Genomic DNA, 25,623 nt, shown 5'->3' on the forward strand with positions numbered 1-25,623 from the left:
CTGCAAGCAATTGTCTGGGAAACGCCCGATGGGGCGAGAGGCTGCAACTCCGTCCGGCGCAAAGCTCTCTTAGGCCGCTACGACTGAGGAACTGCAACCTGGCTTTCGTCTCAGGCGTCTGTCCGGCGTCGCACCCGCACCACGACCTCGACGGCGGTGATTTCCATGCCTTCTGGGGGCTCGGGAACCTGCGTCAGGCTCACCGGACCATCGATATCGATAAGGGAATTGTCCCCCTCGACGAAGAAATGGTGGTGGTCGGAGACGTTCGTGTCGAAATAGGTCCGCGCCCCATCGACTGCGACTTCTCGCAGCAGCCCGGCTTCGGTGAACTGATGCAGGGTGTTGTAGATCGTCGCAAGCGAGACCGGTACCCGCATCAGTTGCGCTTCCTCGTGCAGAAGCTCTGCGGAAATATGCCGATCACCCTTCTTGAACAGCAAGCCGGCCAGGGCCACACGCTGTCTCGTCGGCCGCAGACCGGCACGACGCAGCCAACGGGTCAGCTGCTCAGGCGAATTGTGGTTGTGTATAGCCGTCATCTCAGCTCGCTCTCGGCAGTCAAAGAGTTTATAGGACGCTGCCTTTAGCCCTATATGCGAATTTGTATCGTTCTGACAACTCTGACGCTGTGTCGCTGTTGCCGCGCGGCTCGGTTTCGCTACGCGGCGCGGTATGTTAGGTAGCGAGTTGTCGTTAAGGAACCCAAATGACCCGCCTCACAGAAAGACCAATGCAATGAATGAGCGGCGCAGCCATTTCGAGTATGAGGACCTTCTTGCCTGCGGGCGGGGAGAGCTTTTCGGGGAGGGCAATGCGCAATTGCCGCTGCCGCCGATGCTGATGTTCGACCGTATTTCGGAGATTGCTGACGAAGGTGGCGAATATGGCAAGGGGCGGATCCGTGCCGAGATGGAGGTCCGTCCCGACCTCTGGTTCTTTCCCTGCCATTTCCATGGCGATCCGGTGATGCCAGGCTGCCTGGGTCTCGATGCCCTGTGGCAGCTTCTCGGCTTCTTCCTCGGCTGGCTCGGTGCCCCGGGCAAGGGCCGCGCGCTCTCCGTCGGAGAAGTGAAATTCTCCGGTATGGTTCTTCCGACCGTCAAACGACTGGAGTACGGAATAGAGCTGAAGCGCATCCTGCGCTCCAAACTCACGCTCGGCATCGCCGATGGCTGGCTGAAGGCCGACGGAGAAGTCATTTACCGCGCAAAAGATCTGAAGGTCGGGCTGTTTACAGCGAATCAGGCTGTCGCCACCGCGTAAGGCGCGCCAGGACCGGACTATCAAAGGGAGAAGGTGATGCGACGGGTCGTCGTCACCGGTATGGGGATCGTATCCTCGATCGGCAACAATACGCAGGAGGTTCTCACCAGCCTGCGGGAAGCGCGCTCGGGGATCGTGTTCGCGCCGTCTTATGCCGAGCATGGCCTGCGCAGTCAGGTGCACGGCGCGCCGACGCTCGATGCCAGCACGGTCGTGGATCGGCGCGCCATGCGTTTCCACGGCGGCGGCACGGCCTGGAACCACGTCGCGATGGAACAGGCGATCGCAGATTCGGGCCTCGAGAAGGACGACATCTCCAACGAGCGCACCGGCATCATCATGGGTTCCGGCGGGCCGTCGACCCGTGCCATCATCGAGGCGGCCGACAAGACCCGTGAGGCTGGTTCCTCGCGAAAGGTCGGCCCCTTCGCCGTGCCGAAAGCCATGTCGTCGACCGCTTCGGCGACGCTTGCGACCTGGTTCAAGATCAAGGGCGTCAATTATTCGATCTCCTCGGCCTGCGCTACGTCCAACCATTGCATCGGCAATGCCTGCGAGCAGATTCAGTACGGCAAGCAGGATGTGATGTTCGCCGGCGGCTGCGAGGAGCTCGATTGGACCCTGTCGGTACTGTTTGACGGCATGGGCGCGCTGTCCACGAAGTACAACGATCGTCCAGCCATTGCCTCGCGGGCTTACGACAAGAACCGCGACGGGTTCGTCATCAGCGCCGGGGCGGGCGTCCTCGTGCTCGAGGAGCTGGAGCACGCCAAGGCGCGGGGCGCCAAGATCTATGCCGAGATTGTCGGCTATGGCGCCACCTCCGATGGTGTCGATATGGTCGCGCCGAGCGGCGAGGGGGCGATCCGCTGCATGCGCATGGCGCTGCAGAACGTCGGCGAGAAAATCGACTACATCAATCCACACGCGACCTCGACGCCGGTCGGTGACCTCAAGGAGATCGAGGCGATCCGCGAGGTGTTCGGCTCAGGCGATGCATGCCCGCCGATTGCGGCGACGAAGTCGCTCACCGGCCATTCGCAAGGCGCCACGGGTGTTCAGGAATCGATCTACACGCTTCTCATGATGCAAAACGGTTTCATCTGCGAGAGCGCTCACATCGAGGAGATGGACCCCGCCTTCGCCGACATGCCGATTCTGCGCGAGCGGCGCGACGGCGTGGAGATCAACACAGCCTTGTCGAATTCCTTCGGCTTTGGCGGCACCAATGCCACTTTGGTGTTTCAACGGCTCGGTTCCTGATGTCTCAAGTGAAAGGCCTGATGGAAGGCAAGCGCGGCCTCGTCATGGGTGTCGCCAATGATCATTCGATTGCCTGGGGCATCGCCAAGGCGGTTGCCGAACATGGCGGCGAGCTTGCTTTCACCTATCAGGGCGAACAGTTTGGCCGACGCGTGAAGCCGCTGGCCGAAAGCGTTGGTTCGACCCGCGTCTATCCTTGTGACGTCGAGGACGACGCCTCCATGGACGCCGTGTTCGCACAGATCGCCGACGATTGGGGACAGCTCGACTTCCTCGTCCACGCCATCGCGTTCTCGAACCGCGCCGAGCTGAAGGGCCGTTTCGTCGATACATCGCGCGAGAATTTCGTGCGCACGATGGTGATCTCGTGTTTCTCCTTCACCGACATCATGCGCCGGGCGGCGCCGTTGATGTCGCCGGGCGCTTCCGCGCTCACCCTGACCTATGCGGGCTCGACCCGTGTCATGCCGAATTACAACGTGATGGGTGTCGCCAAGGCCGGGCTCGAGGCCTCTGTGCGCTATCTGGCGAGCGATTTCGGCACGGCTGGCATTCGCGTGAACGCGATTTCGGCGGGCCCGGTGCGGACGCTTGCCGGTTCGGGCGTCTCCGATGCGCGGCTCATGTTCAACTATCAGCGGGCAAATTCGCCGCTGCGCCGGGCCGTGACGATCTCGGATGTCGGCGGTGCCGGCCTTTATCTGTTGAGCGATCTTTCGGCGGCGGTCACGGGCGAGATCCATTTCGTCGATTCCGGTTACAGCACCGTCTCCATGCCGCGGCTGGAGATGCTGAAGCGGGAAGAAGATATCATCGACGAGGAAGCGGCCTCCGAATAGGCCGCTTTCGGACCTCGAGGCTTAGTCGGCTTGCCATTTAACCGCGCCGATATCCCCGTTTCCCACAACCTCTCCCGGCCTCCATTTACGCTTCTCTAAGCGCGGTGACCTAGCTTCCCGACGATCGGATGGCATGGCCATCGCAGCGATGGGGAGTAAGGATGCGTCTGATCGGCAAGAGGCTCGTCTCTCCGCTTCTTGCGGTCCTCATCGCCGTCGGTGTGGTCGTCGGCATTTTCCTTGTCGGCCATTACCAGATCCGCTCGGTTCTGAAGAACGAGGCCACGCTCGTCGCCACCGCCTGGTACGAGAGCGCCCGCCACGGTCGAAGCGGCCTGGACGGCCTCCTCGATGGGCGCTCCGAAGCACTCAATGCGCCGCTTCTGCGCTCCTTCGCCATCGATACCCTGGCCGTCGACGATCCGCAGACGGGCGTCGTGACGGTGGTCGGCGACAAAGGCCGGTCCGAAAAAGAGCTTCGGCCGATCCTGGAGACGAAGGGGGGCCAGCTCGGAAACCAGCGTTCGGTTCACGCCGTCGACGAATCCCTGTTCCTTTCGCCGAAATTTGCGACCTGGGTCGTTTTCCCGGTCACTCCCGAGGGACGCCAGGTCGCCGTTCGTTTCGACCAAACGTTTGAGGCCTCCCAGCTCCTGACGACGTTCAACCGGCAACTCGTCTATCTGACCGGCATCGCCGTTGTGACGTTTTTCTCCTTCATGGCGGGCTACACCTATCGCACGCAGCAAATGCAGCGTGAAAAACAGGATCTCGTCTACATTGCGATGCACGACGAGCTGACCGGGCTCGGCAACCGGAAGAAGTTCGAACAAAGCCTCGGAGAAATGCTTGGAAGAGCCTCCGAAAAGACCCACAAGATCGGCCTCCTGATCCTTGATCTCGACGGCTTCAAGAGCATCAACGACACGCTCGGCCATCCCGTCGGCGACAATCTCTTGCGCGCGACGGCGGAGCGCTTGAAGAACTCGCTGCGCGACGAAGATCTGCTCTGCCGTCTCTCGGGGGACGAATTCGCGGTCATCGTCCCTGTCGTCCACGACAACCATGCTCTGCCCGCGCTCGCCGATCGCATGATCCGGCTGATCGAGCAGCCGTTTCGGATCGAAGGCCACGAGATCACCATCGGTTGCTCGATCGGCATCACCGTCGGGCCGGACAACGGCGACACCGCCAAAACACTGATCCGAAATGCCGATTTTGCTCTCTACCGGGCCAAGGCGGGGGGACGACAGACCTGGCGCTTCTTCGATCCGAAAATGGCAGAGGACCAGCGCTCGCGCGAGACTCTGGAAGATGGCCTGCGCTATGCCATCCAGAACGACCTCTTCACGCTCCTCTATCAGCCGCAATACGATCTGAAGAGCGGTGAGGTCGTCTGCTATGAAGCGCTTCTGCGCTGGAAGCTCACCAATCAGAATCTCGTCCCGACATCGATGTTCCTGTCGGTTGCCGAGGAGACGGGCCTGATCATTCCGATGGGGGAATGGGTGATCCGTCAGGTCGCCCGCGATTGCCGTGCCCTGCCGGCTGACGTTCGGGTGGCGGTCAATCTGTCGGCCGCGCAGTTGCAGCGCGACGGCACGGAGACCTACATCGCCGAAGCCTTGGCGAACTCTGACATTCCCCCAGATCGCATCGAAATCGAGGTCAACGAAAGCATCCTCGGACGCGGAGAAGAGGCGGCCTTTTCGCGGCTTGAACGGCTGCGCGAAGCCGGGGTCTCCCTCGTCCTCGACAATTTCGGTGTCGGAACCTCGAGCCTCGGCCTCTTGTCTCGCTATCCCTTCGACAAGATCAAGCTCGACCGAACGTTTCTGTCGCGCATCTCCGATCCGCAAAAGGCTCGCGCCGTCGTGTCGGCGGTATGCCGCCTCGGCCAGTCGCTCGGCATGGCGGTCGTCGGCGAGGGCGTGGAAAACGAGGCGCATCGCGACCTGCTGCGCGAAAGCGGTTGCAATCTCGCTCAGGGCTATTTCTACGGCGAGCCGGTCACCGTTGAAGAGGTGATTGGACAAGAGGCGCTGGCGACCGCCGCGCTCAGTTCCGCCGCGAAAACGGCGGCAGACGGTAGCGGCGATGGCTCGGCCACTCCGCCGCCTGGCCCGACACATGGGGGCGGGCGCAATATCCGGCTCGTTGCGAACGGCTGAGGATATCGGACCCGCCGCGAGGGGGGCCGGCAAAACCCGCCTCAGAAAGTCAAAGTCCCCAAAAAAAAGGGCGCCTCGCGGGCGCCCTTTCCTGTTCTTGTCGGCCAGTTCGCTTACGCGGCTTCCGGCTCGATCGGCTCGCCGGTCTCCTGGTCCACGACCTTCATGGACAGGCGCACCTTGCCGCGCTCGTCGAAGCCCATGAGCTTCACATAGACCTCGTCGCCTTCCTTGACGACATCGGTCACCTTGGCGGGGCGGCCGTTGTTGAGCTGGGAAATGTGCACCAGCCCGTCCTTGGAGCCGAAGAAGTTCACGAAGGCGCCGAAATCGACGGTCTTCACCACGGTGCCGCGATAGATCGCGCCCACTTCCGGATCGTCCGTGATGGAGCGGATCCACTTGATGGCCGCGCGGATCGATTCCCCGTTCGGCGAGGCCACCTTGACCGTTCCGTCGTCGGAAATGTCGACCTTGGCACCCGTCTTCTCGACGATCTCGCGGATGACCTTGCCGCCGGAGCCGATGACTTCGCGGATTTTGTCGACCGGGATCTTCAGTGTCTCGATGCGCGGCGCATATTCGCCGAGCTCCGGACGGGCCTGCGTCAGCGCCTTCGACATCTCGCCGAGGATGTGCATGCGGCCGTCTTTCGCCTGGTCGAGCGCGATCTGCATGATCTCTTCGGTAATGCCCTGGATCTTGATGTCCATCTGCAAGGAGGTGACGCCGCTGGTCGTGCCGGCGACCTTGAAGTCCATGTCGCCGAGATGATCCTCGTCGCCGAGAATGTCGGTGAGAACGGCGAACTTCTCGTCTTCCTTGATGAGGCCCATGGCGATGCCCGCGACCGGGTTCTTCAGGGGCACACCGGCATCCATCAGAGCAAGCGAGGTGCCGCAGACGGTTGCCATCGACGACGAACCGTTCGATTCCGTGATCTCGGAGACGACGCGGAACGTGTACGGGAACTCGTGCACCGGCGGCAGCATCGGGTGGATGGCGCGCCAGGCGAGCTTGCCGTGGCCGATTTCGCGGCGGCCTGGTGAGCCGATACGGCCCGTTTCGCCGACCGAGAACGGCGGGAAGTTGTAGTGCAGCATGAAGGCTTCCTTGTAGGTGCCTTCGAGGCTGTCGATCATCTGCTCGTCTTCGCCGGTGCCGAGGGTGGCGACCACGAGGGCCTGCGTCTCGCCGCGGGTGAAGAGGGCCGAGCCATGCGTACGCGGCAGGATGCCGACTTCGGCCACGATCGGACGGACCGTCTTCAGGTCACGACCGTCGATGCGCGCACCTTCGTCGAGAATGCGACCGCGGACGATCTCGCTTTCCAGCTTCTTGAAGATGTCGCCGACGACCTGCTTCGACGGGGCGTCCGGGTTGGTTTCGTCCGTCAGCGCCTCGACGGCCTTCGCCTTGGCGGTGTCAACCGCGCCCTTGCGCTCGGCCTTGTCGGCGATGAGATAGGCCGACTTCAGATCCTCCGCGACGATATCGCGGACCTGGGCGAGAAGGGCGCTCCGGTCTTCGACCTCATGGGCGCGTGGCGCCTTGGCGGAACGCTCCGCAAGCTTGATGATGGCGTCGATGACGGGCTGAAAGCCCTTGTGACCGAACATCACCGCGCCGAGCATGACGTCCTCGGGAAGCTCGTCGGCCTCCGATTCCACCATCAGGACGGCATCGCCGGTGCCGGCGACGACGAGATCGAGGCGCGATTCCTTCACCTCGTCCACGGTCGGGTTGAGAACGTAGCTGCCGTTGATGTAGCCGACGCGCGCACCGCCGATCGGGCCCATGAAGGGAACGCCAGAAAGGGTGAGGGCCGCGGAAGCCGCAACCATCGCGACGATATCGGGATCGTTCTCAAGATCATGCGACAAAACGGTCGCAATCACCTGGGTGTCGTTCTTGTAACCCGGTGCGAAAAGCGGACGGATCGGCCGGTCGATGAGGCGCGAGGTCAGCGTCTCTTTTTCGGTCGGACGTCCCTCACGCTTGAAGAAGCCGCCCGGAATCCGGCCTGCCGCGTAGTATTTTTCCTGGTAGTTGACGGTCAGCGGAAAGAAGTCGAAGCCCGGCTTCGGCTCCTTCTCGGAGACGACGGTGGCGAGGACGGTGGTCTCGCCGTAAGTGGCGACGACGGCGCCGTCCGCCTGACGGGCGACCTTGCCCGTCTCGAGCCGGAGCGGACGCCCGGCCCAATCGATTTCAACTGTCTGGTGATCGAACATGGGTGTTCTGCCTTTCGTATGGAGGCGAGAAGGACCATGCGCAAGATGGCGGGAAAGTCTCCGCTCCGGTCCCGGCAGCGAGACCATCCGGCGATCCTGCCATGGCCGTTCCAGCCTTGAACGTCAAAAGGCAGCGGCGGCCTTTGCCGTCCGCTGCCTGTATTAGGCGCCTAGCGGCGCAGCCCGAGACGGGAAATGAGCGCCTGATAACGCTCCGCGTCTTTGCGCTTCAGGTAATCAAGGAGCCGACGCCTCTGCGAGACGAGCTTCAAGAGGCCGCGCCGGGAATGGTTGTCCTTGGCGTGCGATTTGAAATGCTCCGTCAGGTTGGCGATGCGCTCGGAGAGGATCGCGACCTGCACTTCCGGAGAGCCGGTATCGCCCGACTTCGTGGCGTATTCGTTGATCAGTTCCTGCTTGCGATCGGGTGTGATCGACATCTCGTATCCTTTCGTGGTGATGCCATCAGCCGGGATGTCGTCCAGCCAAGGCCTTATAAGAAACGCCGCCCAGCGACCCGAAGGGCAGGCGGCGCCAGCGCCCATATAAGCGAGAATGCGGCAATTTTCCAGCTTTAAGCCGCTGCCGCGGGTACTACGGCGCGTTAAAGCTTGAAAACGCGCCGAGGATTCATTTCGCCGCCGGCAATATCGACGAGCGCGACAAGGCGACCTTCCGAAACCGTATAGGCGCTGCCGCCGATCGGGGCGTCCGCACCGCGCAGGAAAGCCGCCTGGCCGTTCCTGAGCCGCATCGCGGCCTGATTGTCGATCCGGATCGAGGGAAGATCGGTGAGCCCCGCTTCGACCGGTCGCAACAAGGCGCCCGGCGTCTCTGCATTTGCCTCGAGCTCCGAATAGGGCACCATGTCGTCTTCACCGAATGGCCCGACGACGAGCCGGCGAAGGGCGGAGACATGCGCGACCGTGCCGAGCTCTTCGGCCATGTCGCGCGCCAATGCCCTGACATAGGTGCCCTTGCCGCATTCGGCATGAAAGATAGCGTGATCGGCATCGGGACGATCGACGAGATCCAGCCGATGCACGACGATCTCGCGCGGCTCGAGCTCGACCGTCTCCCCGTCGCGGGCGAGATCATAGGCGCGTTCACCCGCAATCTTGACGGCCGAATAGCGCGGCGGCACTTGCGACAGAGTGCCGGTGAAATCGGGAATGAGGGCACGGATGTCGTCTTCGCTCGGCCGAACGTCGGAGCGCTCCACGACCGGCCCTTCGCGATCGTCGGTTTCCGTCTTCTCGCCCCAGCGCACGGTGAATTCGTAGACCTTGCGTCCATCCATGACGAAGGCGACGGTTTTCGTCGCCTCGCCGAGGGCGATCGGCAGACACCCGGAGGCCAGGGGATCGAGGGTCCCCGCATGGCCGGCCTTCTTCGCGTCGAAAGCACGTTTCACTTTGGCGACGGCCTCCGTGGAGGTCATGCCGACGGGTTTGTCGAGGACGAGCCAGCCGTCAACGTCGCGGCCTTTGTTGCGCCGACGGGACATGTCTAGCGGCCTTCCTCTTCATCGTCGTCGTGGAGATCTTTCTGTACTTCCGGCGAGCGCAGCAATTCGTCGATGCGCGCATCGTCCTCAAAGCGCGTGTCGAGACGGAATTTGAGATCCGGCATGGCGCGCATCTGGCGCAGCGCAGGCGTGATCCGCCCGCGCAGGAAACGCGCATTGCGGTTGAGCGCCGCAACGACGCCGTCGCCATCCTCGATTCCGAGGGGATGAATGAGAGCGGTCGCATGTTTGAGATCCGCCGACATTCTGACTTCGGCGATCGTGACAATGACGCCATCGAGGGCCGGGTCGTTGCTTTCGCCGCGCTGCAGGACTTCGGCAAGCGCATGGCGGACGAGCTCGCCCACCCGCAGCTGACGCTGCGAGGGGCCGGCGGAACGAGAACTTTCGAAACGGGACATGGTCTTCAAGGCAACGGCGTTGATGAGTGGATCGGCGGCAGCAGGGCTCGCGCGTTCCGACAACTATAGAACCGGGGTCGAGCCAAGTGAGCGTCAACGCCCCCGGCGATGCCGGAGGCGAAGCTCTGGAGACCCCGGCGAAGGGCCGACGCTTAAAGCGTGCGGGCCACTTCTTCCACGCGGTAGCACTCGATGATGTCGCCGACGCGCATATCCTCGTACTTTTCGAAGGCCATGCCGCATTCCTGGCCGCCAGGCACTTCGCGGACTTCGTCCTTGAAGCGCTTGAGCGTCGAAAGCCGACCTTCGTGCACCACCACGTTGTCGCGGATGAGGCGCACACCCGCTCCACGCTCCACCTTGCCTTCGGTGACGCGGCAACCGGCGACCTTGCCGACCTTGGTGATGTTGAACACCTCCAGGATCTCGGCATTGCCGATGAAGGTTTCGCGCCGTTCGGGCGAAAGCATGCCCGACATCGCCGCCTTCACGTCATCGGTGAGGTCGTAGATGATGTTGTAGTAGCGGATTTCGACGCCATCGCGGGCTGCCGCTTCGCGGGCCTGCTTGTTGGCACGCACGTTGAAGCCGAGGACCGCCGCATTGGAGGCCGCTGCCAGCGTGATGTCGGATTCGGTGATGCCACCGACGCCCGAATGCACGATGTCTGCCGCGACTTCGTCCGTGGAGATCTTGTCGAGAGCGCCGATGATGGCTTCGACCGAACCCTGCACGTCGCCCTTGATGACCAGCGGGAAGGTCTTGGTGCCTTCCACCTGCAGCTGGTTCATCATCTGCTCCAGCGATCCCCGCTGTCCCGTCTGACGGGCGACCGCCTTTTCGCGGCGCACGCGCTGACGATATTCGGAGATCTCGCGGGCACGGCCTTCGTTGTCGACGACCGCGACGCGGTCGCCGGCTTCAGGCGTTCCCTGGAAGCCGAGCACCTCGACGGCCCGAGACGGTCCGGCCTCTTTCACCTGGGCTCCGGTGTCGTCGATGAGCGCGCGCACACGACCCCATTCGGAACCGGCCACGATGATATCGCCCGAATGCAGCGTGCCGCGCTGCACGAGCACGGTTGCCACAGGACCGCGGCCACGATCGAGCTGCGCCTCGACGACGATGCCCTCCGCGCTGCGGTTCGGATTGGCCTTCAGGTCGAGAAGCTCCGACTGCAGCAGAATGGCTTCCAGAAGTCCGTCGAGATTCATCCGCTTGGTGGCCGAAACCTCGACCTCGAGCGTGTCGCCAGACATCGATTCCGTCACCACCGAATGCTGCAGAAGATCGGTCTTCACGCGCATCGGATCGGAATCGGGCTTATCGATCTTGTTGATCGCCACGATCATCGGCACGCCGGCGGCGCGCGCATGATTGATGGCTTCCACCGTCTGCGGCATGACGCCGTCATCGGCCGCCACCACCAGGACAACGATGTCCGTCGCCTGCGCACCGCGGGCACGCATTGCGGTAAAGGCGGCGTGGCCAGGCGTGTCGATGAAGGTGATCTTCTGACCGTTCTTCTCCACCTGATAGGCGCCGATATGCTGGGTGATGCCACCCGCTTCGCCGGCGACGACCTTGGTTTCGCGGATCGCGTCGAGGAGCGAGGTCTTGCCGTGGTCGACATGGCCCATGATGGTCACGACCGGCGGCCGCGGCAGCAGATCTTCCGTGTCGTCCGGCACGTCGAACAGACCTTCTTCCACGTCGGATGCGGCCACGCGGCGCACATTGTGACCCATTTCTTCGGCCACGATTTGCGCGGTGTCGGCATCGAGAATGTCGGTGATCTTCACCATCGTACCGGACTTCATCAGAAGCCGAATCACGTCGACGGCACGTTCGGCCATGCGGTTGGCGAGATCCTGCACGGAAATCGCCTCCGGGATGGTCACGTCGCGCGCGATCTTCTCGTTCGACGGCGAGAAGCCGGATTGCTGACGCTTCTCCTTCTCGCGCTTGCGCCGGATCGAAGCGAGCGAACGTTCGCGGTCGCCATCTTCGAGGGCGTTCGTCACGGTGAGGCGCCCACGGCGGCGATCACCGCCACCCGTCGTCTTCTTGGCGGGCTTGGCGACCTCGGGACGCTTCGGCCTCTGCACGGCACGGATTTCCTTGGGCGCCTCGTCGGCATTGCCCGCGGCTCCGCCGGCGGCAGCCGGAGCTGCCTTTGCGGCCTTGGCCGTTGCGGCAGGCGCAGACGTCGCGGCCGCCGGCGCTGAGGCTTGTTCCCCTGCGTCCGGTGTGGCCGCGTGCTTGCCGGCGGCCTCTTCGCTGCGACGGCGCGCTTCCGTTTCCGCGGCGCGGCGCTTGTCTTCTTCGGCCTGACGGCGTGCGGCTTCTTCGCGCTCCTGGGCGAGGCGCTTTTCTTCCTCGGCCCGTCGCGCAGCCTCGATCTCGGCCTGACGGCGTTCTTCCGCTTCGCGGACGCGGGCATCGGCCAGCGCCTGGGCGCGGGCGTCACGCTCGTCCTCGGTCAAGGATTTCAACACGAGGCCGGTGCGGCCACGCTGCTGCTGTTCGCGCACGGGTGGCGTGGGCGGTGGCGGCGGAGCCTTGGCGGCCTGCGTCGGTCGTGTCGTGGTCTGGATCGGTGTTTCGGGCGCATCGGGACGATCGCCGCCCCCGTGGCGGCGACGCTTCTTCTCCACCACGACTGCTTTCGATCGTCCGCCGGAGAAGCTTTGGCGCACCGTATCTGTGTCACGCCTCAAGGACAGCGTTTTACGGCCTCCTACGCGAAGCGTTTTGTCGCCTTTGCTTGTCGTCTCGCTCATGCCTATTCCCATTCATCGCCGGTCGGCGACGTCAATATCGTGTTCGCGCTCTGGCGGCTGCTGACAGATCTCGTTGTCGAAGCGGAGATTGCGCAGCGCCGCGTCATGAAAACTTCGTCCCGCCGCGCCATCCAGCACGGCAGCATGTATCACATGTGGCCGCCCCAATGCCAAACCCAATTCGGCGGTCGTCAAATGGGCGACGAGAAGGGGCTCGTCTGTGCCGGTCGAGGCCAGACCTTGCCGCGCGGCACCCGCCAGCTTGTTGCGTCCGTCATCAGCTGCTTCGACAGCATGGACGAGGCAGATTGCCTCTCCGGAACGCAGGGCCGCTTCGACCTTGGCAAAGCCGCACACCACCTGCCGCGCTCTTGCCGCAAGTCCGAGGCGGCCGAGAAGTTGGCTCTTCAAAAGTGCGGCGATCTGATCACCGAGATCGTCAGCGACCTTTGCCTTGGTCTTCAAAGCACGGTCGAAAACATGCTTCCGGCGGGCTTCCTCGATGATGGGTCGCCGCCCTTCAAGCCACATGCCGCGCCCGGGGAGGCGTGCTTTGAGATCGGCGACGACGTCGCCTTCGGGAGATGTGACGAAGCGTATCAGCCTGTCCTCCGGCAGCACCTGCCGGGAGACGGCACACATTCGCCTCCTCCCTATTTTGGGGCCGGAGTGCTTTTCTGCAAGAGCTGGAGCCGCCTCGATCACGCTGATGCCGTCTCCTCCTCCTCGGCCTCGTCGCTCTCCTGTTCAGGCTGAGCGAGATCGGCTTCGGTGATGATGCCGGCATGAAGCCTGGCGCCCATGACCATTTCCTCCGCCTCTTCGCGCGACAGCGAGAAGTCGTCGAGGATGCCGGCGAAGCGCTTCGTCTCGCCGTCCTTGCGTTCGGTCCAGCCGACGAGATCGTCGACGGCGCAATAGGCGAGATCTTCGACGCTCTTCACGTCGTTCTTGCCGAAGGCGACGAGCATGGCCGTCGTCACACCGGTGATTTCCTTGAGCTCGTCGGCGACGCCGAGCTTCTTGCGCTCCTCGTCCTGTTCGGCTTCGAGAGCCTCCAGGTATTCGCGGGCGCGCATCTGCAGCTCTTCGGCGGTGTCCTCGTCGAAGCCCTCGATGGTGGCGAGTTCGTCGATTTCCACGAAGGCGATCTCTTCCACGTCGGCAAAGCCTTCCGAGGCGAGGAGCTGCGCGACCATTTCGTCGACGTCGAGGGCATTCTGGAAGAGCTCGGTACGCTCCTGGAATTCCTTCTGCCGGCGCTCGGATTCCTCGTCTTCCGTCAGGATATCGATATCCCATCCGGTGAGCTGCGAGGCGAGCCGCACATTCTGGCCGCGGCGGCCGATGGCGAGCGACAGCTGGTCTTCCGGCACCACGACCTCGATGCGTTCCGCATCTTCGTCGAGCACCACCTTGGAGACTTCCGCCGGCTGCAAGGCATTGACGATGAAGGTCGCCGCATCGGGCGACCAGGGGATGATGTCGATGCGCTCGCCCTGCAATTCGCCGACCACGGCCTGCACGCGCGAACCGCGCATGCCGACGCAGGCGCCGACCGGATCGATGGATGAATCGTTGGAGATGACAGCGATCTTCGCCCGCGAGCCCGGATCGCGGGCCACGGACCGGATCTCGATGATGCCGTCGTAGATTTCCGGCACTTCCATGGTGAAGAGCTTCGCCATGAATTGCGGATGCGTGCGCGACAGGAAGATCTGCGGCCCACGCTGCTCGCGCCTCACATCGTAGACATAGGCGCGGACGCGGTCGCCGTAACGGAAGTTTTCGCGCGGGATCAGCTCGTCGCGACGGATGATCGCTTCGCCACGGCCGAGATCGACAACGACATTGCCGTATTCGACGCGCTTGACCGTGCCGTTGACGATTTCGCCGATGCGGTCCTTGTAATCTTCGTACTGCCGGTCGCGCTCGGCGTCGCGCACCTTCTGCATGATGACCTGCTTGGCCGATTGCGCGGCGACGCGGCCGTAATCGAGCGGCGGCAGAGGTTCGGAGATGAAGTCGCCCACCTGCGCTGCGGGGTTGCGGCCGCGCGCATCTTCAAGCGCAATCTGCGTGGCGAAATCTTCGGGCCTCTCGACCACTTCCAGAAGACGCTGCAGGCGGATGTCGCCGGTTTTCGGATCGATCTCGGCGCGCACATCCGTCTCCGCGCCATAGCGCGATTTCGCCGCCTTCTGGATCGCGTCTTCCATGGCGGAGATGACGATCTGGCGGTCGATGCTCTTCTCCCGCGCCACCGCGTCGGCGATCTGCAGAAGTTCGAGCCTGTTTGCACTCACTGCCATTGGACAGCTCCGTTTCCCGGCCCACCGGGCCTGTTATCCTTGCCCTTGCGGGCCTGAAGCGATCGGGACCGAAATCCCTGACCCTCGTTCGTCGTTCAGTCGCTCTGGCGGTCCGCCTGGGTCGCCGCGATCAGCTTGTCGGTCAAGATGAGCTTGCCATCGGCGACCTCGCTAAGCGGCAGCCACACGTCTTCGCTGCCGCCTTCGCTGGTCACCCGCATGCCCGTGGTGCCCTCGCGCACGCCGAGCAGGATGCCGCGGAAGCGCTTGCGGCCGTTCTGCAAGACCGCCATTTCGATCTTCGCTTCGTGGCCGGCCCACAATTCGAAGTCCTTCACCCGCGTCAACGGGCGGTCGATGCCAGGAGAGGACACTTCAAGATTGTAAGGCCGTCCGACCGGATCGTCGACATCGAGCGCCGGCGACAGGTCGCGGCTGATGGCTTCGCAATCGTCGACGCCCATCGTCCCATCCGGACGCTCGGCCATGATCTGCACGGTCATGCCGTTCTGGCCCAGCACTTTGACGCGCACGAGTTCGTAGCCGAGACCCGATACCACGGGCTCGGCGATGTGCGCGATACGTGCTTCCAGTCCGGTCTCGCGGATCAATCGCTCGCTCGACGGAGTGTGCATATCTGTGTCGGTCATCTTCCTCCCGAAGATGCGGAAACCCGCCTTGCAGCAACGGCTTTAGCCAAGTGGCGGCAATAAAAAAGAGCGGGACCCGGAGGACCCACTCTCGACGGTATTCGAGAATTGTTGTCGCCGATATACGATTTTACCGCCGCCGTTTCAAGCGCCCCGAGAAGACTTCGCCGAGACGCGGGGTCAGGCGCGCGAAAACACCAGGATCGCAGCGGCCAGATCTTCGAGTGCCGTTCCGACCGATTTGAACAGCGTGATCTGGTCGTAGAAGCGGCGGCCGGCCTTCTCGCCGCGTGTGAGCTCGAAGAGGTCCGCGGTGATATCGTCTGCTGTCAAGACGCCGCTTTCGAGCGGCTGCGCGATGTCGCCCGCTTCCTTCATCGCCCCCTCGCGCGTGTCGACGAAGACGCGGGCACGGCGGATGGCGTCGTCGTCGGTTTCGCGCATCTCCGGGCGGAAGCCACCGACGAGGTCGAGATGGGCGCCGGGCTTGAGCCATTCGCCCTTGACGATCGGATGGTTCGACAAGGTCGCGCAGGAGACAATGTCGGCGCCGCGCACGGCGCCTTCCAGATCTTCGGTGAAATGCGGACGGTAGCGCCGTGGGCGCAGCCTTTCGGCAAGCCGCTCCGCTTTTTCAGGGCGCCGGTTCCAGATCAGCACTTCCTCGATCGGGCGCACGGCCGCATGCGCTTCGATGAGGTAGGGGGCAAGCGCTCCGGCCCCCACCATCAACAGGCGCTTGGCATCCGGCCTGGCGAGATAGGAGGCGGCGAGCGCGGAAGCTGCCGCCGTGCGCCAGACCGTCAGCGCAGACCCGTCGATGACGGCGAGCGGCTCGCCGCTCTTGCCGGAAAAGAGGAGATAGACCCCGGCGACGGCCGCCTTGCCGCGGCTCGCATTGTCGGGAAAGACCGTGACGATCTTGACGCCGACATAGCCGCGCTCGGAATGACCCTGCTGGTCGAAGTCGTTCCACGACGGCATGAGAAGCAGCGTCGCTTCCGCCTGATCGGGAAACTGGATCGAATGATGGTGGCGGACCGGTGTCACCACCCCTTGCCGAAAGGCGCTTCTCAGCGTTTCGATGAGCTCCGGGAAGGTGAGGACATCCGCGATATCCGCTGCGGGAATGACGCGCATCACAAGATCCGCCGTCAGGCGCGCGGCGCCGGCCCTGCCAGAAGGCCGGCATTTTGATGTGCCTGCCGTTCCGATTTGTCGGCGCGAGCCCGAAGCGCCGCCGCTTCATGCCGCTTTTCGCGGGCCTGTCGGCGATACTTGCGCTGCCCGTTCCACATGACGATGCCGCCGCAGATGGCGCCGAGGGCAAAGGCCGCGAACGCCACCTGATACAAGGCCAGCTCGACCCTGAGAACGGGATCGTCGGCGTCGAACGGGTTGAGCCTGAGCGCCACCGTCTGATCGTTGGCGACGGCGAGAAGCGCGATCACCACCAGGATCGGAAGAAGGATGATCCACTTGATGAGCCAAGCGAGCTGTTGCATCGCCTTATTCGTCTCCGCCGTTGAGCCTGATCCGCATTTCCTTACCGGTCTTGAAGAATGGCACGTATTTCTCCGATACGGAAACGGCTTCCCCCGTGCGGGGGTTGCGGCCGGTGCGAGCAGGCCGGTTCTTCACCGAAAACGCGCCGAAACCCCTGAGTTCGACACGGTCGCCGCGGCACAGCGCCTCGACGATTTCTTCCAAAATGGCGTTCACGATTGCTTCCACATCCCGTTGATAGAGATGCGGATTTTTGTCCGCGAGCTTCTGTACGAGTTCTGACTTGATCACCGCCGGCCCCCTAGCGACCTGATCTTATTGAAGAATTACCCTGCCAAACGGATACGAGCCCGTCAACAGCGAGACGCTGCGGCAGAGTTCCCAAAAGCGCCTGAAACTGGTCCTCGAGACCGAGCGCCTTCATCACCACCGCCGCCCCGGCGGAGGTGAGACCGGAGAACGTCCCCTCATCCTTCTCCCAGTCGTTGAGTGGCAGGTCGGCAGAGACGTTGCGCTCTGCCGAAAGCCACGCTTTGGCTTCGTCTTCGCCCCCGACGGCATCGATCAGGCCGTTTTCGACCGCCTGGCGTCCGGTGAAGATGCTGCCGTCGGACAACCGGCGCGCGACATCGGGCTGAAGATTGCGACGCTCCGCCACGAGGCCAACGAACCAGTCATACGAGCTGTCGATGACCGACTGCACCATGGCGAGCGCTTCCGGGCTCGGCTCTTCGAACGGTGTCGGTTCGCCTTTGAGCGGGCTGCTCTTCACCTCGACGTAATTGACGCCGAGCTTGTCGAGAAGGTTTTCGACCGTCGCGAATTGCAGGATCACCCCGATCGAGCCGGTCAGAGCTGTCTCGCGCGCCACGATATGATCCGCGCCGATTGCCGTCATATAGGCGGCAGAGGCTCCGAGACCCTCGATCGTTGCGACCACCGGCTTCTTTTGCGCCGCATCGCGCACGGCCTTGTAGAGCGCTTCGCCCCCGGAGGCCGCGCCGCCGGGTGAATCGATGCGCAGGATAATGGCTTTCACGCTGTCTGTGTCGGCCGCCCGCTCCAGGAGATCCACCGCGTCGGGGCGCGTCGGGATGAAGCCCTCCACCGAGATGCGTGCGATCTGGTCGCTGGACCCGCCGACGACACCGGATTGCCGCACGAAAAACGCCACCGCGGCGATCGCCACGACGAAGGCGACGACCCGCCAGAAACTGGCGCGACGCCGCAAACGGCGGCGCTCGATAAGATCCTCAGTGTCCATCCGGTACTCCTTCCGGGCGAGGTAGCAGCAGCCAGACACCGCCGCAAGCGCTCCAATGCATTTCTGGCCGCTACATATTCGTCAATCCGCAAGCGTCGCGGCTTGGGAATCTTGGGGCCTTCCGCCCGGTCGATGTGGCATCGGCGCGGCGCTGTCGTTAAGCTTCGCGCATGCCGACCGCTTCCGCTACAAAAACCGCTCCGGCGTCGTCCCCGGTGCCCCGTCCTGCCGAGCCTGCTTCCAAGGAGGCCGGTGCGCCCAAGCTGACGCCGATGATGGAGCAATATATCGAGATCAAGGCGGCCAATCCCGATTGCCTCCTGTTCTATCGCATGGGCGATTTCTACGAGCTCTTTTTCGACGACGCCGAGAAGGCGTCGCGCTGCCTCGGCATCGCGCTGACGAAGCGCGGCAAGCATCTGGGAGAGGATATTCCAATGGCCGGCGTGCCGGTGCACGCGGCTGACGATTATCTGCAGAAGCTGATCGCCTCCGGATTTCGTGTGGCCGTCTGCGAACAGACGGAAGATCCCGCGGAAGCCCGGCGCCGCGGCTCCAAATCCGTCGTTCGACGCGAGGTGACGCGCCTTGTCACGCCCGGTACGCTCACCGAAGAGACGTTGCTCGACGCCAGGCGCAACAACTTTCTGGCGGCCGTCAGCCGGATCCCGGCCTCCGACGGGGAGGCCCCGGCCCATGCGCTTGCCTGGATCGACATTTCGACCGGCGAGTTCTGCGTCACGACCGTGCCGGCGGGCGGGCTGGAGCGCTGTCTTGCGCGGCTCGAGCCGAGCGAAGTCCTCGTCGTCGACAGACTGGCGAGCGATCGGGCGCTCTCCTCGGCCGTCGCCCTCGTCGGGGCCACTTTGTCGCCGCTGCCAGCCTCCTTTTTCGAGCCCGGGACCGCCGGCGCACGCATCACGACCTATTTCGGCGTCGCCTCGCTCGATGGGCTCGGCGATTTCTCGCGTGCCGAGACGGCGGCCGCCGCGGCCATTCTCGCTTATGTCGAAAAGACTCAGATCGCGGCGCGTCCGCCGATCGCGCCGCTCCGCCGCGAGCATGACGGCGCGGCGATGCGCATCGATGCGGCCACCCGGGCCAATCTCGAGCTCTTCCGCACGCTGCATGGTGAGAAGAAAGGGTCGCTGATCGAGGCGATCGACCGCACGGTGACGCCCGCAGGCTCCCGCCTTCTCGCGCAGCGTCTGGCGAGCCCGTTGACGGATCCGGCCGCAGTCAATCTTCGTCTCGACAGCGTCGCGACGCTTCTCGAGGAAGACGCGCTCAGAACCAGACTGCGGCGCGTTCTCAGTGAGGCACCTGATATTCTGCGCGCCCTCACGCGCCTGACCCTGGACCGCGGCGGTCCTCGCGATCTTGCCGCACTCTCCTCCGGCCTGCGGGTCGCTCTGTCTTTGGCGGATCTCTTATTCGAGCTCGATTTGCCTTTAGAATCAGAGCTTAAGGAGATCGCCGGACTTCTCTCTCAGGCGCCGCGCGAATTCAGTCAGTCGGTCGACTCAGCCCTTGCCGTGGAACTGCCGCTCCTCAAGCGGGACGGCGGTTTCGTGCGGGCAGGCTTCTCGTCCGACCTCGACGAACTGCGGCTTCTCCGCGACGAAAGCCGCCGCATCATTGCCTCGCTGCAGAAGGAATACAGCGACGCGACAGGCGTGCGCGGCCTCAAGATCCGCCACAACAACGTGCTCGGCTATTTCGTCGAGGCGAGCGCCGCCCAGGCCGCACCTCTGCAAAAGGAGGAATCGGGCTTCATCCACCGCCAGACGCTCGCCAATGCGATGCGCTTCACGACGCCGCGGCTCGGAGAGCTGGAGCGGGAGATCTCCTCCGCCGCCGACCGGGCGCTGGCGATCGAGTTGCAGATCTTCGCCGATCTCGCGCAGGCGGCCGGAGCGCTTGCCGGTGATATCCGCCGGACGGCCGAGGCTCTGGCGGCTCTCGATGTCGCCGCAGGCTTCGCCGAGTTTGCGGCAGCGGAAAACTGCGTTCGCCCCCATATCGATGCCAGCCGCGCCTTCATTGTTGAGGAGGGGCGCCATCCCGTGGTGGAACAGGCGCTCCGCCGCTCGGGCGATAGCTTCGTCGGCAATTCCTGCCACCTGGGCAACGCCGACGACGAGACGGGCCGCATCTGGCTCGTCACCGGCCCGAATATGGCGGGCAAGTCGACCTTTCTTCGCCAGAATGCCCTCATTGCGATCCTCGCCCAGACTGGCGCCTATGTGCCGGCAAAGGCCGCGCATATCGGCGTGGTGGACGGGCTTTTTTCGCGCGTCGGGGCTGCCGACGATCTCGCCCGCGGCCGCTCCACCTTCATGGTGGAGATGATCGAGACGGCGGCGATCCTCAATCAGGCGGGCCCCGGAGCCCTCGTCATTCTCGACGAGATCGGGCGCGGCACGGCGACATTCGACGGCCTGTCCATCGCCTGGGCGGCGGTTGAACATCTGCACGAGCAGAATCGCTGCCGGACGCTCTTTGCCACCCATTATCACGAACTCACCGCGCTCTCCGGCAAGCTTCCCCGCCTCGACAACGCCACGATGCGGGTGAAGGAATGGAAGGGCGATGTGGTGTTCCTGCATGAGGTCGTCGCCGGCGCGGCCGATCGTTCCTACGGCATCCAGGTCGCAAAACTCGCCGGCCTGCCCTCGCCGGTCATCGCCCGGGCTCGTGTCATCCTCGACAGGCTCGAGGCGGCCGACCGCAAGTCCAGCCCGGCGGAGTTGTTGAACGACCTGCCGCTCTTCGCCGCAAGGCCGGCGCGCGTCGAGATCGATGAAGAAACCACGAAGTTGTTGGCTTATATTGACGGGCTCGACCCTGACGAGCTCAGCCCAAGGCAGGCTCTCGACCAATTGTTTGAACTGAAACGCCTGCGTCGATCGGCAAAGACATGAGCGTGACTGAGACCGAACTCCGTTCTGCGATAGATCTCGATTTTTCCCGCTACGCGGATTTGCCGATCGATCCCGAGCGATTGGCAGAGGTGTTTCGTGCGCCTCTTGCGGAAGGCGATCCGGCGCGGTCTGATGCTCGGGCGCAGCTTCTTGCCGGGCTCAAAGCCGCCCTCGGCGAGGCGCGCGCCAAAGTGCGCGAGGATCTGGAGGAGGACGGCAAGGGGGTTAGGGCCGCACAGAGGCTTTCGACCTTCTTCGACGCCATGATCGTGGCTCTCGTCGATTTCGGCGGCCTCGTTTATCCGGCGAGCAATCCTTCTTCCGCCGAGCGGCTCACGGTTGCCGCCGTCGGCGGCTACGGCCGCGGCACGCTTGCGCCCGGCTCCGACATTGATCTGCTGTTTCTGTTTCCTTATAAATCCACCGCCTGGTCGGAGAGCGTGACGGAATTCGTTCTCTACATGCTGTGGGATCTCGGCCTCAAAGTGGGTCACGGAACCCGCACGGTGACGGAATCGATCCGAATGGCCAGGCAGGATATGACCGTGCGCACGGCGCTTCTGGAGGCGCGCTTCCTCTGCGGCGAAGACAGCCTGTTCAAGGATCTACAGGAGCGCTTCAACAAGGAGGTGGTGGCAGGCACGGCGCCGGAATTCATCGCTTCCAAGCTCGCAGAGCGCGATTCCCGGCACGCGCGCATAGGCACATCACGCTATCTGGTCGAGCCGCATGTCAAAGAGGGCAAGGGCGGCCAGCGCGATCTGCAGACGCTCTATTGGATCGGCAAATACGTCTATCAGACGCATGCCGGTGGCGAGGCGCTCGTCGAAGCTGGCCTCTTGAGCCGCGCCGAAAACCGTCTCTTCCGCAAATGCGACGACTTCCTCTGGGCGGTGCGCTGTCATCTGCATTTCATCACCGGTCGGGCGGAGGAACGCCTCTCCTTCGATCTCCAGCCGGAGCTCGCCCGAAGGCTCGGCTACACCCGACACCCCGGGCTCAAAGCCGTCGAACGCTTCATGAAGCATTATTTTCTCGTGGCGAAAGACGTGGGGGACCTGACGCGCATCGTCTGCGCAGCCCTTGAAGAGCGCCAGCAGAAGAAGGAGGCGCGCCTCAACCGTCTCCTGCGGACGTTCAAAGTGCGGCGGCAGGAGGCCGCTTTTCTCGGCGACTTCTACGTCGAGAACAACCGGCTGCGCGAGCGTGACGAAGCCGTCTTCACCCGCGATCCGGTCAATCTCATCCGCGTTTTTCATTATGCTGCGGAAGGCAGCCACGCCTTTCACCCCGATACGGTGCGCCTCATCACGAAGTCGCTGCGCCTGATCGGGCCGGATTTGCAGAACGATCCGGAAGCGAACCGTCTGTTCCTTTCGATCCTCTGTTCGGGAGAGAATACGGAGGTCATTCTGCGGCAGATGAACGAGACCGGGGTGCTCGGGAAGTTCCTGCCGGAGTTCGGCCGCATCGTCGCGATGATGCAGTTCAACATGTATCACCACTTCACGGTGGATGAGCATCTGATCCGCACGATCGGAACGCTCGCCGCTTTGGAAAGCGGTCGCCTCACCGAAGATTTGCCGCTGTGCACCGATTTCCTGCCGGAGATCGCAGACAAGACGGTGCTCTACGTGGCGCTGCTTCTGCACGACATCGCCAAGGGACGGGTGGAAGATCATTCCATCGCCGGGGCCCGCATTGCCCGAAAGGTCGGCCCTCGGCTCGGTCTCACCGCCCACCAGACGGAAACCGTCGCCTGGCTCGTGGAGCAGCACCTCACGATGTCGATCACGGCGCAGTCGCGCGATCTTGCCGATCGGCGCACCATCATGGACTTCGCCAAGGTGGTGCAGACGACGGAGCGCTTGAAGCTGCTCCTGATCGTCACCGTCTGCGATATTCGGGCCGTTGGACCGGGTGTCTGGAACGGCTGGAAAGGCCAGCTTCTGCGCACGCTCTACAACGAGACCGAGCTGATCCTGACCGGCGGCCATTCCAAGATCGCCCGCAACGAGCGCATCGCCCGCGCCCGCGCCGAGCTCTCCGCCAAGCTTTCAGACTGGCCGCAGGAGGAGCGCGAACGCCTGCTCGAACTGCATTACCCGGCCTACTGGCTGCGCACGGCCCTGGAAGACCAGGTCCGGCACGCCGAGTTCATCCGTCGCACGGGCGACGGCAACCGGCCTTTCGCCCATGAGGTGACGGTGCGCGATTTCGAGGCTGTCACCGAGATTTCCATCCTGACGCCCGACCATCCGCGGCTGCTCGCTTTGATGGCCGGGGCGTGCTCGGCGACGGGGGCGAACATCGTCGATGCGCAAATCTTCACCACCACGGACGGTCGCGCACTCGATACCATCGTCGTCTCCCGCGCTTTCGAGGCGGATGCGGATGAGAGGCGGCGCGCCGAGCGGGTCGCAGCCCTGATTGAACAAGCGCTGGCCGGGCATGTGCATCTGCCCGACATGCTCGCCAAGCGGCGTGAAGGTCCGGCCAAGCAGGATGCCTTCACCATCGAGCCGGACGTCAAGATCGACAATTCTCTCTCTGATCGGTTCACGGTGATCGAGATCGCCTGTCTCGATCGCATCGGGCTTCTCTACGATCTGACGCGGGTGATCGCCGATCTCAGTCTCGACATCGCCTCCGCCCATATCGCCACCTTCGGCGAACGCGCGGTCGATACGTTCTACGTGACCGATCTTCTCGGCCAGAAAATCACGGCGCAGGCGCGCCAGAAGCGCATCCGGCGCGAACTCGTTGCCATCATCGAAGGCGCTGCCGTGGATGCGGCGGCTTTGGCCGCCTCTTGAGGGCGGCCGCCTTGCTTCTCTTCTCCCCTCCGCGCTTTTTTGCAGAATGAGCCGCCGCCCGTGAGCCTCGTCAAAAAATTCGTCTCCGTCGGCGGCGCCACGCTCGCCAGCCGGGTTCTCGGTTTCGTCCGCGAAATGTTGATCGCCGCGGCTCTCGGCGCCGGGCCGGTGGCGGATGCCTTCTACGCCGCCTTCCGATTTCCGAACCTGTTTCGCAGGCTTTTTGCAGAAGGCGCCTTCAACGCGGCTTTCGTGCCGCTTTATTCGCGCACGCTCGAAGGCGACGGGGAGGATCGAGCCCGCCTGTTCGCCGAGGATGTGCTGGCGGCGCTCATGTTCGTGCTTCTCGCACTCACCGCCCTCGTGATGGTGGCCACCCCGCTCATCGTCACCATTCTGGCGCCGGGCTTCCGCGAGGATCCGGCCAAGTTCACCCTGACGATCGAGCTCTTCAGGGTGATGTTTCCCTATCTCGTCTTGATGTCGCTGACGGCGATGGTGACGGGCGTCTTGAACGCCCACCGCACGTTTTTCATTCCCGCACTCGCCCCCGTCCTGCTGAACGTCACCACGATCGCCGCTCTTGCCGTCACCTTCTTAAAGGATATGAGCGGCCCCGAGGTCGGCCGCATCCTATCCTGGTCGGTGCTGGTGGCGGGTGTGCTGCAGCTCCTCCTGGTCGCCTGGGCGGCGCGGCGCATCGGCTTTCATATGCGCCTGAAGCGGCCCAGGCTGACACCGAGCGTGAAGCGGCTTCTCTGGCTTGCTGCACCTGCCGCCGCCGCCGGCGGCATCACGCAGATCAATCTCTTCATCGGCCAGATCATCGCCTCCACCAAGGCGGGCGCCATTTCGATCCTGCAATATGCCGACAGGCTCTATCAGCTGCCGCTGGGTGTGGTGGGCATCGCAATCGGCGTCGTCCTCCTGCCGGAACTGTCGCGCACCTTGAAGGCAGAGCATTTTCGCGAGGCGACGCATGTGCAGAACCGGGCGCTCGAATTCGCCTTCTTCCTGACGCTGCCCGCGGCCGCCGCGCTGATCGCCATCCCAGAAACGCTGGTGAGTGTGCTTTTCGAGCGCGGCGCCTTTTCCGTGGAGACGCGAGAGGCGACGGCCGCAGCCCTGCGCGTCTTCGGTTTCGGCCTGCCGGCCTTCGTCCTCGTGAAGGTGTTCACGCCCGGCTATTTCGCCCGCGAGGACACCAAGACGCCGATGATGTTCTCCGCCATCGCCGTTTCGATCAACGTGGCGCTCGCTCTGACGCTTTTTCCGATTTTTGCCGAGGCGGGGATCGCGACCGCCGAGGCGGTTTCCGGCTGGACCAACATCACGCTGCTCATACTGACGTTGCGCCGTCGGGGCCATTGGACCGTCGACAGTGTCGTTCTGCGCCGGACGCCACGCATTGTCGCAGCGTCGGCCGTTCTGGGCGGCGTGCTCTACGCCGGCGCACTCTGGCTCGCGCCGCTGATGGCGCCGGGCGAACCCTTCCTCGTGCGTTTTGGTCTGCTGCTCGGCTTATGCGGCGTTGCCGCCGCCGTCTACTTCGCCGTGGCGCATCTGATCGGGGCGGCGGATCTGCGTGCGCTCGCCGGTCTCATGCGGCGCAGGGCTGCGTGAAGCGGCCTTGCGTGGTGGTGATCGAGCGGCGATAACGGCATCC

The 25,623-nt window shown here is 63.7% G+C and carries 20 protein-coding genes; 7 read left to right on the forward strand and 13 right to left on the reverse strand.

All coding sequences use genetic code 11. The features are described 5' to 3' along the window. Positions 1-110: 110 nt before the first annotated feature. Positions 111-542 carry an iron response transcriptional regulator IrrA gene (gene irrA, locus NYQ83_RS15840; RefSeq protein ID WP_128290425.1) on the reverse strand — a complete coding sequence of 144 codons (432 nt, stop codon included), beginning with the start codon at positions 540-542 and terminating at the stop codon, positions 111-113. A gap of 196 nt (positions 543-738) precedes the next feature. Between irrA and fabA the strand changes: the two genes are divergently transcribed. The 4 genes from fabA (at position 739) to NYQ83_RS15860 (ending at position 5,539) form a co-directional block, all read left to right on the forward strand. Continuing rightward, positions 739-1,266: a 3-hydroxyacyl-[acyl-carrier-protein] dehydratase FabA gene (gene fabA / locus NYQ83_RS15845; protein ID WP_128290424.1), complete on the forward strand. Its 528-nt coding sequence runs from the start codon at positions 739-741 to the stop codon at positions 1,264-1,266. A 36-nt stretch (positions 1,267-1,302) separates the two neighbouring features. Then, positions 1,303-2,529, forward strand: a complete 1,227-nt coding sequence (gene fabB / locus NYQ83_RS15850; protein WP_128290423.1) for a beta-ketoacyl-ACP synthase I — start codon at positions 1,303-1,305, stop codon at positions 2,527-2,529. A gap of 8 nt (positions 2,530-2,537) precedes the next feature. Next, positions 2,538-3,368, forward strand: a complete 831-nt coding sequence (gene fabI, locus NYQ83_RS15855) for an enoyl-ACP reductase FabI (RefSeq protein ID WP_314733317.1) — start codon at positions 2,538-2,540, stop codon at positions 3,366-3,368. A 161-nt stretch (positions 3,369-3,529) separates the two neighbouring features. Then, positions 3,530-5,539, forward strand: coding sequence for a putative bifunctional diguanylate cyclase/phosphodiesterase (locus tag NYQ83_RS15860; RefSeq protein WP_261215786.1), 2,010 nt, complete (start codon positions 3,530-3,532; stop codon positions 5,537-5,539). Positions 5,540-5,652: 113 nt separating this feature from the next. Here the strand turns inward: NYQ83_RS15860 and pnp are convergent, their stop codons facing one another. The 12 genes from pnp to sppA form a co-directional block, all read right to left on the reverse strand. Then, entirely contained in the window at positions 5,653-7,773 is a 2,121-nt protein-coding gene (gene pnp, locus NYQ83_RS15865; protein ID WP_261215789.1) for a polyribonucleotide nucleotidyltransferase, read from the reverse strand. Between the two features lie 170 nt (positions 7,774-7,943). Further along, the gene (gene rpsO / locus NYQ83_RS15870) at positions 7,944-8,213 is read right to left on the reverse strand and encodes a 30S ribosomal protein S15 (protein ID WP_092812128.1); all 270 of its coding nucleotides are present in this window, start codon (positions 8,211-8,213) and stop codon (positions 7,944-7,946) included. Positions 8,214-8,377: 164 nt separating this feature from the next. Continuing rightward, the gene (truB, locus tag NYQ83_RS15875; RefSeq protein WP_261215792.1) at positions 8,378-9,280 is read right to left on the reverse strand and encodes a tRNA pseudouridine(55) synthase TruB; all 903 of its coding nucleotides are present in this window, start codon (positions 9,278-9,280) and stop codon (positions 8,378-8,380) included. A gap of 2 nt (positions 9,281-9,282) precedes the next feature. Beyond that, positions 9,283-9,702: a 30S ribosome-binding factor RbfA gene (gene rbfA / locus NYQ83_RS15880; protein ID WP_261215793.1), complete on the reverse strand. Its 420-nt coding sequence runs from the start codon at positions 9,700-9,702 to the stop codon at positions 9,283-9,285. 152 nt (positions 9,703-9,854) lie between these two features. Continuing rightward, the gene (infB, locus tag NYQ83_RS15885; protein ID WP_261215795.1) at positions 9,855-12,485 is read right to left on the reverse strand and encodes a translation initiation factor IF-2; all 2,631 of its coding nucleotides are present in this window, start codon (positions 12,483-12,485) and stop codon (positions 9,855-9,857) included. Positions 12,486-12,497: 12 nt separating this feature from the next. After that, a complete protein-coding gene (locus tag NYQ83_RS17850; protein WP_409977015.1) occupies positions 12,498-13,127 on the reverse strand; it encodes an RNA-binding protein in 630 nt (209 codons plus the stop codon). A 59-nt stretch (positions 13,128-13,186) separates the two neighbouring features. Next, complete coding sequence (gene nusA / locus NYQ83_RS15895; RefSeq protein WP_261215797.1) at positions 13,187-14,797, reverse strand: transcription termination factor NusA; 1,611 nt, start codon at positions 14,795-14,797, stop codon at positions 13,187-13,189. Between the two features lie 95 nt (positions 14,798-14,892). Further along, positions 14,893-15,447 (reverse strand): ribosome maturation factor RimP, encoded by a 555-nt coding sequence (gene rimP / locus NYQ83_RS15900; protein WP_128290415.1) that lies wholly within the window; start codon positions 15,445-15,447, stop codon positions 14,893-14,895. Positions 15,448-15,627: 180 nt separating this feature from the next. Then, on the reverse strand, positions 15,628-16,587 hold the full coding sequence (locus NYQ83_RS15905; RefSeq protein ID WP_261215799.1) for an ornithine cyclodeaminase family protein: 960 nt from the start codon (positions 16,585-16,587) through the stop codon (positions 15,628-15,630). 14 nt (positions 16,588-16,601) lie between these two features. Further along, positions 16,602-16,952 carry a lipopolysaccharide assembly protein LapA domain-containing protein gene (locus NYQ83_RS15910; protein ID WP_128290413.1) on the reverse strand — a complete coding sequence of 117 codons (351 nt, stop codon included), beginning with the start codon at positions 16,950-16,952 and terminating at the stop codon, positions 16,602-16,604. Positions 16,953-16,956: 4 nt separating this feature from the next. Next, entirely contained in the window at positions 16,957-17,244 is a 288-nt protein-coding gene (ihfB, locus tag NYQ83_RS15915; RefSeq protein ID WP_128290412.1) for an integration host factor subunit beta, read from the reverse strand. 10 nt (positions 17,245-17,254) lie between these two features. After that, positions 17,255-18,217, reverse strand: coding sequence for a signal peptide peptidase SppA (sppA, locus tag NYQ83_RS15920; RefSeq protein WP_261215803.1), 963 nt, complete (start codon positions 18,215-18,217; stop codon positions 17,255-17,257). A gap of 170 nt (positions 18,218-18,387) precedes the next feature. Between sppA and mutS the strand changes: the two genes are divergently transcribed. Genes mutS through murJ form a run of 3 tightly spaced genes read left to right on the forward strand, consistent with a single transcriptional unit; the run spans position 18,388 to position 25,580 of the window. Continuing rightward, positions 18,388-21,141, forward strand: a complete 2,754-nt coding sequence (gene mutS / locus NYQ83_RS15925) for a DNA mismatch repair protein MutS (RefSeq protein WP_409977016.1) — start codon at positions 18,388-18,390, stop codon at positions 21,139-21,141. Then, the gene (locus NYQ83_RS15930) at positions 21,138-23,957 is read left to right on the forward strand and encodes a [protein-PII] uridylyltransferase (RefSeq protein ID WP_261215804.1); all 2,820 of its coding nucleotides are present in this window, start codon (positions 21,138-21,140) and stop codon (positions 23,955-23,957) included. The genes mutS and NYQ83_RS15930 overlap by 4 nt, the downstream gene beginning before the upstream one ends. Positions 23,958-24,017: 60 nt before the next feature. Continuing rightward, positions 24,018-25,580, forward strand: a complete 1,563-nt coding sequence (gene murJ / locus NYQ83_RS15935) for a murein biosynthesis integral membrane protein MurJ (protein ID WP_261215805.1) — start codon at positions 24,018-24,020, stop codon at positions 25,578-25,580. The last annotated feature ends 43 nt before the right edge of the window (positions 25,581-25,623 follow it).

Origin of the sequence: Afifella sp. JA880, from assembly GCF_025379905.1 — a bacterium.
Lineage (GTDB): Bacteria > Pseudomonadota > Alphaproteobacteria > Rhizobiales > Afifellaceae > Afifella > Afifella aestuarii.